This is a genomic window from Erwinia persicina, assembly GCF_014838825.1.
Taxonomy (GTDB): Bacteria; Pseudomonadota; Gammaproteobacteria; order Enterobacterales; family Enterobacteriaceae; genus Erwinia; species Erwinia persicina_A.
In genome coordinates this window covers 62920-75771 of record NZ_JACYMO010000001.1, presented here as the reverse complement: position 1 = coordinate 75771, position 12852 = coordinate 62920, and the positions used below count along the sequence as shown (strand labels likewise).

Genomic DNA, 12852 nt, shown 5'->3' with positions numbered 1-12852 from the left:
CCCGGCGCTTTACCCCGGCCTCACCTGTCCGCGATATTTTACCGCAGCCACAAAGGCGGCAAAGGCCGGAGAGATGTTTCTTCTGTTGGGGTAGTAGAGGTGGAAGCCCTGAAAATACGGGCTCCAGTCAGCCAGCACCTCGGTCAGTCGCCCGTCCTCAATATGAGGCCGGGCCATAAAATCAGGAACATACGCCAGCCCCACCCCATCCAGCGCCGCGTTGAGGACAGGGAGAGTACTGTTGGACATCAGCTGTCCTTCTACCCTGACATTCATCTTCTGCCCCGCTTTCTCAAATTCCCACGCGTAGATGCTGCCTCCCACGCTATGGCGGATGTTAATGCAGTGATGAGCGGTCAGATCCCGGGGATGCGTGGGGATCGGGTGCTGTTTAAAATAGCCGGGTGACCCGACTACCGACAGACGCCAGTCGGGCCCAAGGCGAACGGCGATCATATCCTGACTGATCGACTCCCCGAGACGTATCCCGGCATCAAAACGTTCACTGACAATATTGGTGAAGCCGTAATCAATACAGATTTCGACATTGACGTCAGGATACTGGCGGAAGAAGGCCGGTAATACCGGGCGCAGCAGCTGTTCAGCGGCGTCATCTGAACAGGTCAGCCGGAGGCTTCCCGCCGGTTTTTCCCGCAGCTCCCCCATGCGTTCAATTTCAGCATTAATCTGCTCGAACAGCGGGCCGACTGACTGCATGAGTCGTTCACCGGCGTCGGTGGGGGCAACGTGACGCGTTGTCCGCGCAAGCAGCCTTACTCCCAGCCTCTCTTCCAGTTTTTTCACGGTATGGCTGAGTGCCGAAGGGCTGACGCCCAGCCGGAGGGAGGCTTTAGTGAAGCTTTGTTCGCGGGCGACAGCCAGAAAAGCCAGGATATCATTCATACGGCGCTCGTTAGATTAATGAATATTATTCAAAAGTTCATCAAAATTACCCCACCTTATCAGCGTACTCAAAGCGTTTTATTCTCTGGCACGGTTATGGAAGGGAACAGCGTTATGAATACCATTGTGAAGAAAGCAAAGAACCGCGCCGATCAGCGCACCCCGTCAGCATGGGGAGCCGTATTTTCTATGGCCCTTGGCGTTGTGGTACTCATCGCTTCTGAATTTATGCCGGTCAGCCTGCTAACGCCGATTGCGCAGGATCTTGGCATCAGCCAGGGCAGTGCCGGACAGGCCATCTCGGTATCGGGCATGTTTGCCGTTATGACCAGCCTGCTGAATACGCCACTCACCGGCCACTGGGACCGTAAAAAAGTGCTGATGAGCTTCACCTTTCTGCTGATCGTCTCCGGCCTGGTCGTCACGCTGGCAGCAGACGGCATCACATTTATGGCGGGCCGTGCGCTGCTGGGGATGGCTATCGGTGGCTTCTGGTCGATGTCGACCGCCACGGTGATGCGCCTGCTTCCCACCCATGCGCTGGCAAAGGGGCTGGCATTAATCAACGGCGGCAATGCGCTGGCGGCGACGGTCGCCGCCCCGCTGGGCAGCTTTCTCGGGCAGTATACTGGCTGGCGCGGAGCCTTCTTTATCGTGGTGCCGCTGGCCGTGGTGGCGTTTGTCTGGCAATGGCGCAGCCTCCCGCTGATGCCAGTAGATCGCCGCCGCCACGGCGTCGCTAATCCTTTTGCCCTGCTGCGTCAGCCTCAGGTTGCGCTGGGCATGGCGGGGATCCTGTTTCTGTTTATGGGACAGTTTGCCCTCTTTACCTACCTGCGCCCGTTACTGGAGGAGGTCACGCGGGTATCGGTCACCCAACTTTCACTGATTTTATTCGCGCTGGGGGGATTTGGCCTTGTCGGTACGTGGCTGATAGGGCGTTTGCTTCAGCACAGGCTTTACGCGTGGCTGGTAGCCATTCCGCTTGCCATGGCACTGATCGCCATACTGCTGATTGTGATGGCCGATGCGGTGATCCCCGTCAGTCTGCTACTGGCTTTCTGGGGTCTGATCGCCACACCGGCCCCGGTCGCCTGGGGTCTCTGGCTCAGTAAGGCGCTGTCGGAGAATGCCGAAACCGGCGGTGGGCTGATGGTGGCCACTATCCAGCTGGCCATCACCGCCGGCGCCGGACTGGGCGGCATCCTGTTTGATGCCTCTGGCTGGTGGAGCCCTGCGGCACTGGGGGCGGGTTTACTGGTTACGTCGGCCGGTTTCGCCCTCGCGGCCCAAAAAAACGGCAACGCCGTGCGATCGTCCCGGCGCTGATCCCTGCGCCAGGTGCTGGGGAAACGGTGCCTGGCGCAGCGCAGCTCTCGCCTTTTATCCATTTCTAACGATTAACGTTAAAAATAATAAAACATCGTTTCATTTTTGTTGTAATCAATCCACCATGTGCCTATGCTTCCTGTACCGGCCCGCGCGCCCCGTTCTGCTGTTTTCACTGCGCGTGCCCACTGACCTATAAGGAAGCCAGGATGATCCTGAATACATTTAATCTTGAAGGCAAAGTGGCCATGATCACCGGCTGCAACACCGGTCTTGGCCAGGGAATGGCGCTGGGTCTGGCTCAGGCGGGATGCGATATTATTGGCGTCAACCGCTCAGCCGCCAGTGAAACCGCAGAAAAAGTCGCCGCGACCGGACGTCGTTTTATCAGTATTACGGCGGATCTGTCCGACAACCGGTGTATCGACAGCGTGATGACGCAGGCGCTGGCCGCCTGTCCCCGGCTGGATATTCTGGTCAATAATGCCGGGATTATTCGCCGGGCAGACGCACTGGACTTTACGGAAGCTGACTGGGATGAGGTGATGAACCTCAACAGCAAGACGCTATTTTTCCTGTCACAGGCGGTTGCCCGCCGTTTTATCCGGCAGGGGCACGGCGGTAAGATCATCAATATCGCCTCGATGCTGTCGTATCAGGGCGGCATCCGTGTGCCTTCATATACTGCGTCAAAAAGCGCCGTACTGGGGCTGACCCGCCTGATGGCCAACGAATGGGCTGCGCACGGGATCAACGTCAATGCCATCGCTCCGGGCTATATGGCCACCAATAACACCGAACAGCTGCGCGATGATGAAGAACGCAATCAGCAGATCCTGCAGCGTATTCCCGCCGGCCGCTGGGGCCAGAGCAGCGATATGATGGGGCCGGTGGTGTTTCTCGCCTCGCCGGCCTCTGACTATGTCAACGGTTTCACCCTGGCCGTCGACGGCGGCTGGCTGGCTCGCTGAACCTGAACGGTACGAGAGGGCGCGACCGCCCTCTTGTTCAACTTACGATCCATCACACTTTATTTATCTTTCGTTACAGCGTCACATATTTATTCTACTGTATATATTCCCTATACTGGATACATTGACAGTTATGTAGCCAGGTATTCTCATGACGGCCGAGGGCCATCTTATCTTTGCCATTGCCAGCGCTATTTTCGCCAAGCGTGCTGAACTGACGCCGGTGCTGGCCAGCGCTGACTGGTGGCATATCATTCCGGCCACGCTGCTCACCTGCCTGCTGCCGGATATCGACCACCCGAAATCCTTTCTGGGGCAGCGCCTTGCATGGCTGTCGCACCCCATCGCGCGGGCGTTTGGCCACCGGGGCTTTACCCACAGCCTGCTGGCGGTGGTCGGTGGCGTGGCTCTGCTGCAGTTGAAACTGCCGTCGGGCTGGCTGATCCCGGCGGATGCCTTCCAGGGGATGGTGCTGGGTTACCTCAGCCACATCGTTGCCGATATGCTGACGCCCGCTGGCGTGCCGCTGCTGTGGCCGTGCCGCTGGCGCTTCCGCCTGCCCCTGCTCCGAAGCCAGAAAGGCAATCAGCTCGAACGCGCCCTGTGCCTCGCCCTGGTGGGCTATGCCATCTGGTTCCCCCCCGGCGCGCTGCCTTTTGGTGCATCAGACTGGACCAGCCAGGTAGTCAGCTCTGCACAAAATCACATCGAGCGCTTTATAAAGCAGCAATAAGCTGAAAAAACGGACAAATATGTGCAAAAAATTATAAATCATTCCGTTTGGATATAAGGCCGCACCACCACTAACTGATACCATTCCGTCACTGGTTTACTTACTGCGCGCCAGAAATTAACTGCCGCAGGCATGACTACACCGTAGTCCGTTTTTTTTTGGAGATATTGGGAATGAATTTTCCACTGATTATTAACCTGGTGGTGTTTGTTGCACTGCTGCTGCTGGTGGCCAAAGCCAGCCGCACGGGCTGGAGTCTGTCGAAAAAAGTGCTGGTTGGCCTGGTGGTCGGGGTCCTTTTCGGCCTGGCGCTGCATATCATCTATGGTGAAAACAGCCCGGTGATTAAAGAATCGGTCAGCTGGTTTAACCTCGTGGGTAACGGTTATGTCCAGCTGTTACAGATGATCGTGATGCCGCTGGTCTTTGCCTCTATTCTCAGCGCCGTAGCGCGCCTGCACAATGCCTCTTCGCTGGGCAAAATCAGCCTGCTGACCATTGGCGTACTGCTGTTTACCACTGCCATTGCGGCGGCGGTCGGGGTGTTCGTGACCTGGCTGTTCGGTCTCAATGCCAGCGGTCTGGTGCAGGGTGCGCAGGAAACCGCGCGTCTGGCTGCCATTCAGAGTAACTATGTCGGCAAGGTTGCTGACCTCAGCGCGCCGCAGCTGCTGCTGTCGTTTGTGCCGAAAAACCCGTTTGCCGATCTGACCGGGGCCAGTCCGACCTCTATTATCAGCGTGGTGATCTTTGCGGCATTCCTCGGTGTCGCCGCCCTGCAGCTGCTGAAAGATGACGTTGAGAAAGGTCAGCGCGTACTGAAAGCCATCGATACCCTGCAGGCCTGGGTGATGAAACTGGTTCGCCTGATTATGAAGCTGACCCCTTACGGCGTACTGGCACTGATGACCAAAGTCGTTGCCACTTCTAACCTCAGTGACATTATCAAGCTGGGGAGCTTTGTGCTGGCCTCCTACCTGGGTCTGGCCATTATGTTTGCCGTCCACGCTCTGCTGCTGTCGGTCAACGGCGTCAACCCGCTGCGCTTCTTCCGCAAGGTGTGGCCGGTGATCACCTTTGCCTTTACCAGCCGCTCCAGCGCCGCTACCATCCCGCTGAGCGTGGAAGCACAGACCCGTCGTCTGGGTATTCCTGAGTCGATTGCCAGCTTTGCCGCCTCCTTTGGGGCAACCATCGGTCAGAATGGCTGTGCCGGCCTGTACCCGACGATGCTGGCGGTGATGGTCGCCCCCACCGTGGGCATCAATCCGTTTGATCCGATGTGGATTGCGACGCTGATCGGTATTGTCACCCTCAGCTCTGCCGGTGTGGCTGGCGTCGGCGGCGGTGCCACTTTCGCTGCGCTGATTGTGCTGCCAGCGATGGGTCTGCCGGTTACTCTGGTGGCGCTGCTGATCTCCATCGAACCGCTGATTGATATGGGCAGAACCGCGCTCAACGTTAACGGTTCCATGACGGCCGGTACGCTCACCAGCCAGTGGCTGAAGCAAACCGACCGGCAGATCATGAACACCGATGCGGATAACGAAGCCGAACTGGCCCACCGTTAATCCGTTGCTGACGGGCCGTCCCCCTGACGGCCCGTTTCTTTTTCCCTCCCTGATTCGCCATATCCCTTCATTTCTCAGGCGTATACTGCTCACTGTTCTATAGTTACTGGTGTCTTAATGCGGTCACCGGAGCAAACAGCATGTCAAAAAATACGCAACACCCCGACCAGCCACAGCCTTCCTGCCCTGTGAATAGCAAAGTAGAGGCCCTTGAACCCTTCCGTAAGGGCGGTAAAAACCAGCCGCTGACCACCAATCAGGGGACGCGAATTGCAGACGATCAGAACTCGCTGCGCGCAGGTACCCGTGGCCCGACCCTGCTGGAAGACTTCATCATGCGTGAAAAAATCACGCACTTTGACCATGAGCGTATCCCGGAGCGCATCGTGCATGCCCGCGGTTCGGCGGCGCACGGTTACTTCCAGCCCTATCGTGATATGAGTCACGTCACCAAAGCGGGTTTTCTGGCCTCACCTGACACCATTACCCCGGTTTTTGTACGCTTTTCTACGGTTCAGGGCGGCGCCGGGTCAGCAGATACCGTGCGGGACATCCGCGGTTTCGCCACCAAATTTTACACAGAGGAAGGCGTGTTCGATTTAGTCGGCAATAACACGCCGGTGTTCTTTATTCAGGATGCCCATAAATTTCCGGACTTCGTCCACGCGGTCAAACCCGAGCCCCACAATGAAATGCCTCAGGGCGGAAGCGCCCATGACACCTTCTGGGATTACGTCTCCCTGCAGCCGGAAACGCTGCACAACGTTATCTGGGCCATGTCCGATCGCGGCATTCCGCGCAGCTATCGCACCATGGAAGGCTTTGGCATCCATACGTTCCGGTTTATCAATGCCGAAGGGCGGGCCACTTTTGTGCGTTTTCACTGGAAGCCAGTGGCAGGCAAAGCCTCCCTGCTGTGGGACGAAGCGCAGAAGCTGAGCGGGCGTGATGCCGATTTCCACCGTCGTGACCTGTGGGAATCAATCGAGGCCGGTGACTTCCCTGAATACGAGCTCGGTGTACAGCTCATTGAGGAAAGCGACGAATTTGCCTTCGACTTCGATCTGCTTGACGCCACGAAACTGATCCCCGAAGAACTGGTGCCGGTGGAACTGATTGGCAAAATGGTCCTCAACCGTAACCCGGATAATTTCTTCGCAGAAACAGAACAGGTCGCCTTCCATCCCGGCCATATCGTACCGGGTCTGGACTTCACCAACGATCCTCTGCTTCAGGGGAGACTGTTCTCCTATACCGATACGCAGATCAGCCGCCTTGGCGGTCCTAACTTCCATGAAATCCCGATTAACCGTCCCGTGTGCCCCTACCATAACTTTCAGCGCCAGGGGATGCACCGCATGGATATCGATACCAACCCGGCCAACTATGAGCCAAACTCAATCAATGATAACTGGCCAAGGGAAACGCCCCCTGCTGCCCGCCACGGCGGCTTTGAGAGCTATCAGGAGCGGATTGAAGGACATAAAGTCCGTGAGCGTAGCCCCTCGTTTGACGAGCACTATTCGCAGCCGCGCCTCTTCTGGCTGAGTCAGACCCAGGTAGAACAGCAGCATATTATTGATGCCTTCTCCTTTGAATTGAGCAAGGTCGGCCGCAGCTACATCCGGGACCGGGTGGTCGATCAGCTGACGCATATCGATATTTCCCTCGCGCACAGCGTGGCAGAAAACCTGGGGATTGCGCTGACCGAAGAGCAGATGCAGACAGCACCGCCGAAAGATGTCAACGGACTGAAGAAGGATGCCAGCCTCAGCCTGTATGCGGTCCCCAGCGGTAATATTAAAGGGCGTCAGGTGGCGCTGCTGACAAGCGACGGCGTTGATGCCGCCGATACGCTGGCCATTCTGCAGGCGCTGAAAACCCAGGGCGTACATGCGAAGCTGCTGGCACCCCACATGGGCCAGGTCCGTGCCAGCGACGGCTCACAGCTGCCGGTTGATGCCACCTTTACCGCGCTGCCCTCACTGGCCTTTGATGCGGTCATTGTCCCGGAAGGGAATATTGATGCCCTGCTGCTACGCGGCGACGCTTGTTACTTCCTGCTGGAAGCCTATAAGCATTTGAAGGTCATTGGTCTGAGCGGCGGGGCACGCCGTTTTGCCGCGCAGTTTGGTCTGGCTGATGACGAACAGGAGGAAGGGGTGATTATTGATACGAAAGCGGAAGGCGTTCTGATGAGCGAATTCCTGGCGGCCATGGCCGCACACCGTATCTGGTCGCGCAGTCAGAAGGCGTTAAGCGTACCGGCATAATCCGTCCGGTTACGGGTCCGTTCTCGCCGGCAAACGCCGGTGGGAACGGAAAACAGCCGAAAAGCAGACATAAAAAAACGGCCACCGAAGTGGCCGTTTTTTGTCAGACAGGGATCGTTTACTGATTAACCTGCGGGTCGGTATCGTAATCTTTACAGCTCTGGAAGCCGTAATTCATCACGCGGCCGGTGTCAGCGTAGCTGACAAAGTAGGTCTGCTGCTTACCGTCGCGCTCACCAATGACATACGTCTGGCAAGTACCACGGGCGTGTACCATGGTGATTTCAGTAGAAGGAGGTCCGGCAATGTCACGAACCTGCTGGCGCGTCATTCCTTTTTTCACATCCTGGACAACAGGCTTAGTCGCATAGCTCTCAGCGCGATCGTAAGCCGTACAACCTGATAACACAGCCAGTGCCACTGCAGCACCAATTAGTCCCGTAACTTTACGCATTTATTATTCCTCGTGTCATTTCCGTGTAAGCATAAGCCTGGAATACAAATGCAGATTTATCAACTTTTTGGCGTCAATTTATTATCACTTTATGCGTGTCACGCTTATAATCCGGCAGTGAGAATGACCCTTCGCATGTCAACCCGGTTTTGTGCATTTGCCCTGACCGAATGTCCAAGCGAACAGCGGAGCGACAATGAGCCTACAGACAGAAGCCCGCGATGCCCGTCATCGCCTGCGTCAGGACGAAATTATCACCGCCGCCCGTCGTTGTTTTCGCCAGCACGGCTTCCACGCCGCCAGCATGGCGCAGCTTGCCAGCGAGGCACAGCTGAGCGTCGGCCAGATCTATCGCTATTTCGCCAGTAAAGACGCAATCATTCAGGAAATCGTCAGGCGGATTATTGATACCCGGCTGCAGGAGATGCTCAGTACCAGCAGTAATGTCCACCTGCCCGAGCTGCTGGCCTGGCGCGAGGTGAACAATGAAGAGGATGAGGCGCTGATGATGGAAGTAGCGGCAGAAGCGACCCGCAGCCCCCGCGTGGCAAAAATGATGATCGAAGCGGATGAGCGTATGTTCAGCCATGCCTGCGAGAAAGTCGCCCGCCTTTACCCGGGTTTTAGTGAAGAGCGTATCCGCGCCAGCGTAGAGATCCTCGCCGTCATGGTCGAGGGTACCGCCTGCCGGCGCATTACGCCGCAAAAAGCCTCACCAGAACGTCTGCATGTCCTGTATCAACACATTAACGACCTTCTTTTTAAATCAGAGGATTCATGACACCTGTTCACTCCCGACGTCTTGGCTATGCCATTACGCTCGGACTGCTGGCGGCCCTCGGCCCGCTGTGCATCGATCTGTATCTGCCCGCCCTGCCGGAGCTGGCACGCGACCTGAATACGCCGACCGCCACCGCACAGCTTAGTCTGACGGCCGGGCTGTTGGGACTGGGGCTGGGTCAGCTGTTTTTTGGCCCCCTGAGCGACAAGTACGGGCGTATCCGCCCGCTGTTGCTGTCGCTGGTGCTGCTGCTAATCGCCTCCATCGGCTGTGCACTGGCTCAGGATATTCACCAGCTGCTGCTGGCCCGCCTGTTTGAAGGGCTGTCCGGCGCGGGGGGCGCTGTGCTGTCACGCGCTATTGCCCGTGATATGTACAGCGGGCATGAACTGACCCGCTTCTTCGCCCTGCTCATGCTGGTGAACGGGCTGGCACCGATTGCGGCCCCGGTGATGGGCGGCGCACTGATGGCGTTCCTTGACTGGCGCGGCCTGTTTATGGTCATTGCCCTGATCGCCCTGATGTTGTTTATTCTGGCGCGCGTCAAACTGCACGAAACACTGCCGGTAGCGCGACGCAGCCAGGGCAGTATTTTCTCCGCCTGGGCCGCGCTGGGGCAGGTCATTACGCATCGTCCGTTTATGGGCTTCTGTCTGACCCAGGGCTTTATGATGTCAGGGATGTTTGCCTATATCGGCGCTTCCCCCTTTGTGCTCCAGCAGATCTATCAGCTCTCTCCGCAGGCCTTCAGCTTCTGCTTTGCCGCCAACGGCGTCGGTCTGATTATCGCTTCCCAGGTCAGTGCGCGTCTCTGCCCGCTCTGGGGTGAGTATCGCGTACTCAAAGGCGGGCTGACGCTGGCGTTTATTTCATCGGCCAGCCTGCTGCTGGCCGGGTTAACCGCTGCGGCGCTGCCGCTGGTGCTGGTTGCCCTGTTCTTTACCGTCGCCAGCAACGGCGTTATTTCGGTGACCGCCTCCTCACTGGCGATGCAGAGCCAGGGCCATCGCGCGGGCAGCGCGTCAGCCGTGATTGGCGTCACCATGTTTACGCTGGGCGGCATCAGTGTGCCAGTGACCGGCATCGGTGGCACCTCGGTGCTGACCATGACCGCCACCATTTTTGGCTGCTATATGCTGGCCATCCTGATGTTTACCGGACTGGCGCAAAAGCCCAAAAAAGAGTAAGCCCTTAACGCGTGGCGCGGATAATAACGGATTGAATGTTGTTGTTTCACGCCAGGCGCGTTAGCTTTAAGAGATATACATCGCGTGTCGCCGTTCGCCGGCGCTGAATCTGAGGAGAGGTCAATGGCATTGCAACAGGAAATTATCGCGGCGCTGGGCGTCAAACCCACAATTGATGCCCGTGAAGAAGTTCGTACCAGCGTCGAGTTTCTGAAGTCGTATCTGAAAACCTATCCGTTTCTGAAATCACTGGTGCTGGGGATCAGCGGCGGTCAGGACTCCACTCTGGCCGGCAAGCTGTGTCAAACCGCTATCAACGAACTCCGTGCAGAAACAGGCGATCAAGGCTATCAGTTTATTGCCGTACGTCTGCCGCACGGTGTCCAGGCAGATGAACAGGATTGCCAGGATGCGATTGCGTTTATTCAGCCGGATCGCGTATTGACGGTGAATATCAAAGCGGCCGTACAGGCCAGCGAGCAGGCGCTGCGTGACGCCGGTATCGCTCTTTCTGATTTCATCCGCGGCAATGAAAAAGCGCGTGAGCGTATGAAGGTCCAGTACAGTATTGCCGGTATGACCTCAGGCGTGGTGGTTGGCACCGATCATGCGGCCGAGGCCGTGACCGGTTTCTTCACCAAGTATGGCGATGGCGGTACGGACATCAATCCCCTTTTCCGCCTCAATAAAGGCCAGGGCAAACAGCTGCTGAAGGCGCTGGGCTGCCCTGAGCATCTGTATCTCAAGCACCCCACGGCCGATCTGGAAGACGACCGTCCCGGCCTGCAGGATGAAGTGGCTCTGGGGGTGACGTATGAGATGATTGACCGCTATCTGCAGGGCGAAACTATCGATTCTGCAGCGGCTGCCACCATTGAGAACTGGTATCTGAAAACCGAGCATAAGCGACGTCCTCCGATCACTGTTTTTGACGATTTCTGGAAAAAATAACCTGCCGGGGCGAACTGAATTCCCGGTTCGCCCCGCAAAATTCCTCTGCTATACTGTATATCTGACCAGTTAGTGGAGTTGTGAGTGACAAGAAAAGCTGCCAGCCATCGCCTCGAATTCGAGGCTGAAGCCATCTATCAGTATCCCGAACAGCTGCGTCCGTGGATCGCTGACCTGCCCAACCTGCCCGGCGTTTATATTTTTCACGGTGAGAGCGAGACCCTGCCGCTGTATATTGGCAAAAGCGTCAATATTCGCACCCGTGTGATGTCACATCTGCGGACCCCGGCAGAAGCGCGAATGCTCTATCAGGCCCGCCGCATCAGTTTTATCCCGACCGCCGGAGAGATGGGAGCCCTGCTGCTGGAAGCACAAATGATCAAGCTGCAGCAGCCGCTGTTTAATAAGCGACTGCGTAAGAACCGCCAGCTCTGTTCCCTGCTGCTGCGGCACGACCGCCCGGAAGTGGTGTACGCCAAAGAGGTCGATTTTTCGCATACGCCGGACCTCTTCGGCCTGTATGCCCACCGCCGGGCGGCGCTGGCGACGCTGCAGAAAATTGCCGATGAGCAGCAGCTCTGCTTTGGCCTGCTGGGTCTGGAGCCGTTAAGCAAGGGGCGGCCGTGTTTTCGCTTCAGCCTGCGCCGCTGCGCCGGTGCCTGCTGCGGCAAAGAACCGCCTGAGGCGCATCAGCAGCGCCTGCTGGCAGCGCTGGAGGCCGTGCGGCTACAGTGCTGGCCCTGGCCGGGGGCTATTGCGGTGGTGGAACAGGGCGTGATGCACAAGCAGATCCATGTGATCAATAACTGGCTCTATCTGGGCTCCGTCAGCGAACTCGAAGACGCCGCTGCACTGTGCAGTACTCCGCCGGGCTTCGACAGTGACGGTTACAAAATCCTCTGCCGGCCGCTGCTGTCGGGTAAGCTACCGGTGATCCCCCTGCCCGTTTCTGGGGCATAAAAAAGACCGCCGACGCTGACCACCGCCGTTCTGGCAAGGTGGGCAACGTCGGCGGTCTCTGTTTAATCAGTGACTTTTAGTCTTCTGCAGGAGGCATTTTACCTTCATGCTGAGGCTTTTCTGTCAGACGTTTCTCAAAATTCTGATTAAACTGTTTTTTCTGCTCTGGCGTCAGGACGTTATACAGCTTGTTCTGCGTTTCCAGCATCGACAGCGCGCGCGCTTTGCCGTTTGCTGACATTTCAGTCGCCTGCGCGTCGGCCTTACTGCGGTCGAAGCTGTCAGCCGCAATAATGCTGTGCACCGCACGGCGCTCTTCCAGAGAAGGACGCTTCATCTCTTTGTGCGAGGCTTTCATGATGGTGCGCATCTGCTCTTTCTGCGCATCGGTCAGATTCAGCCCTTTGAACATTTCGTGCATCCCACCGTGACGCGGTGGCTTATGCATCAGAGGTTTGTCTGCGCCCGCTGGCGGCGGCGTTAGGGTATCCGCTGCGGCATGAACGATACCCGCAGTGCCAAGAGCCAGTGTAGCGGCAACAACAAAAGAGGTTAATTTACGCATAATATTGTCCTTATAGTTCAGTCTGTGGCAATTCAGTTGTCGTGATGTCGAAAGCAAGTTTACGACGCTGAATGTCAATTACCCAGAGCCTGGGTAAAGCCCTGAAAGCATAAAAGACAGATTGACGCCAATCATGGAGAGAATGCGAAGGATTGAGTGAGGAATTGCAAAAAA

Annotated in this window: 11 protein-coding genes and 1 pseudogene; 9 read left to right on the top strand and 3 right to left on the bottom strand. The window is 57.1% G+C overall.

The window, feature by feature from the left end:
• Positions 1–9: 9 nt before the first annotated feature.
• Positions 10–903 carry a LysR family transcriptional regulator gene (locus IFU29_RS00345; protein ID WP_191932161.1) on the bottom strand — a complete coding sequence of 298 codons (894 nt, stop codon included), beginning with the start codon at positions 901–903 and terminating at the stop codon, positions 10–12.
• A gap of 114 nt (positions 904–1017) precedes the next feature.
• On the opposite strand from IFU29_RS00345, the gene IFU29_RS00340 reads away from it, so the two are divergent.
• From IFU29_RS00340 to katE, 5 genes and pseudogenes are all read left to right on the top strand, one after another.
• On the top strand, positions 1018–2232 hold the full coding sequence (locus IFU29_RS00340; protein WP_198424980.1) for an MFS transporter: 1215 nt from the start codon (positions 1018–1020) through the stop codon (positions 2230–2232).
• A 209-nt stretch (positions 2233–2441) separates the two neighbouring features.
• Positions 2442–3203, top strand: a complete 762-nt coding sequence (kduD, locus tag IFU29_RS00335) for a 2-dehydro-3-deoxy-D-gluconate 5-dehydrogenase KduD (RefSeq protein WP_191932160.1) — start codon at positions 2442–2444, stop codon at positions 3201–3203.
• 151 nt (positions 3204–3354) lie between these two features.
• Positions 3355–3936 (top strand): metal-dependent hydrolase, encoded by a 582-nt coding sequence (locus IFU29_RS00330; RefSeq protein ID WP_191932159.1) that lies wholly within the window; start codon positions 3355–3357, stop codon positions 3934–3936.
• 173 nt (positions 3937–4109) lie between these two features.
• Entirely contained in the window at positions 4110–5507 is a 1398-nt protein-coding gene (locus IFU29_RS00325) for an L-cystine transporter (RefSeq protein ID WP_062743511.1), read from the top strand.
• Positions 5508–5704: 197 nt separating this feature from the next.
• Positions 5705–7780, top strand: a pseudogene (gene katE, locus IFU29_RS00320) (catalase HPII); the annotation flags it as partial.
• 118 nt (positions 7781–7898) lie between these two features.
• On the opposite strand, the gene osmE reads toward katE, so the two are convergent.
• Positions 7899–8234: an osmotically-inducible lipoprotein OsmE gene (osmE, locus tag IFU29_RS00315; RefSeq protein ID WP_191932157.1), complete on the bottom strand. Its 336-nt coding sequence runs from the start codon at positions 8232–8234 to the stop codon at positions 7899–7901.
• A 196-nt stretch (positions 8235–8430) separates the two neighbouring features.
• Here osmE and IFU29_RS00310 point away from each other — a divergent pair, with 196 nt between their 5' ends.
• The 4 genes from IFU29_RS00310 (at position 8431) to cho (ending at position 12113) form a co-directional block, all read left to right on the top strand.
• Entirely contained in the window at positions 8431–9015 is a 585-nt protein-coding gene (locus IFU29_RS00310; RefSeq protein WP_191932156.1) for a TetR/AcrR family transcriptional regulator, read from the top strand.
• Positions 9012–10202, top strand: coding sequence for a multidrug effflux MFS transporter (locus tag IFU29_RS00305; protein ID WP_191932155.1), 1191 nt, complete (start codon positions 9012–9014; stop codon positions 10200–10202). The genes IFU29_RS00310 and IFU29_RS00305 overlap by 4 nt, the downstream gene beginning before the upstream one ends.
• 123 nt (positions 10203–10325) lie before the next feature.
• Positions 10326–11153, top strand: a complete 828-nt coding sequence (gene nadE, locus IFU29_RS00300; protein ID WP_191932154.1) for an ammonia-dependent NAD(+) synthetase — start codon at positions 10326–10328, stop codon at positions 11151–11153.
• A gap of 84 nt (positions 11154–11237) precedes the next feature.
• Positions 11238–12113 (top strand): excinuclease Cho, encoded by an 876-nt coding sequence (cho, locus tag IFU29_RS00295; protein WP_191932153.1) that lies wholly within the window; start codon positions 11238–11240, stop codon positions 12111–12113.
• 76 nt (positions 12114–12189) lie between these two features.
• Here cho and spy read toward each other — a convergent pair whose 3' ends face one another.
• Positions 12190–12678: an ATP-independent periplasmic protein-refolding chaperone Spy gene (spy, locus tag IFU29_RS00290; protein WP_191932152.1), complete on the bottom strand. Its 489-nt coding sequence runs from the start codon at positions 12676–12678 to the stop codon at positions 12190–12192.
• Positions 12679–12852: the final 174 nt, after the last annotated feature.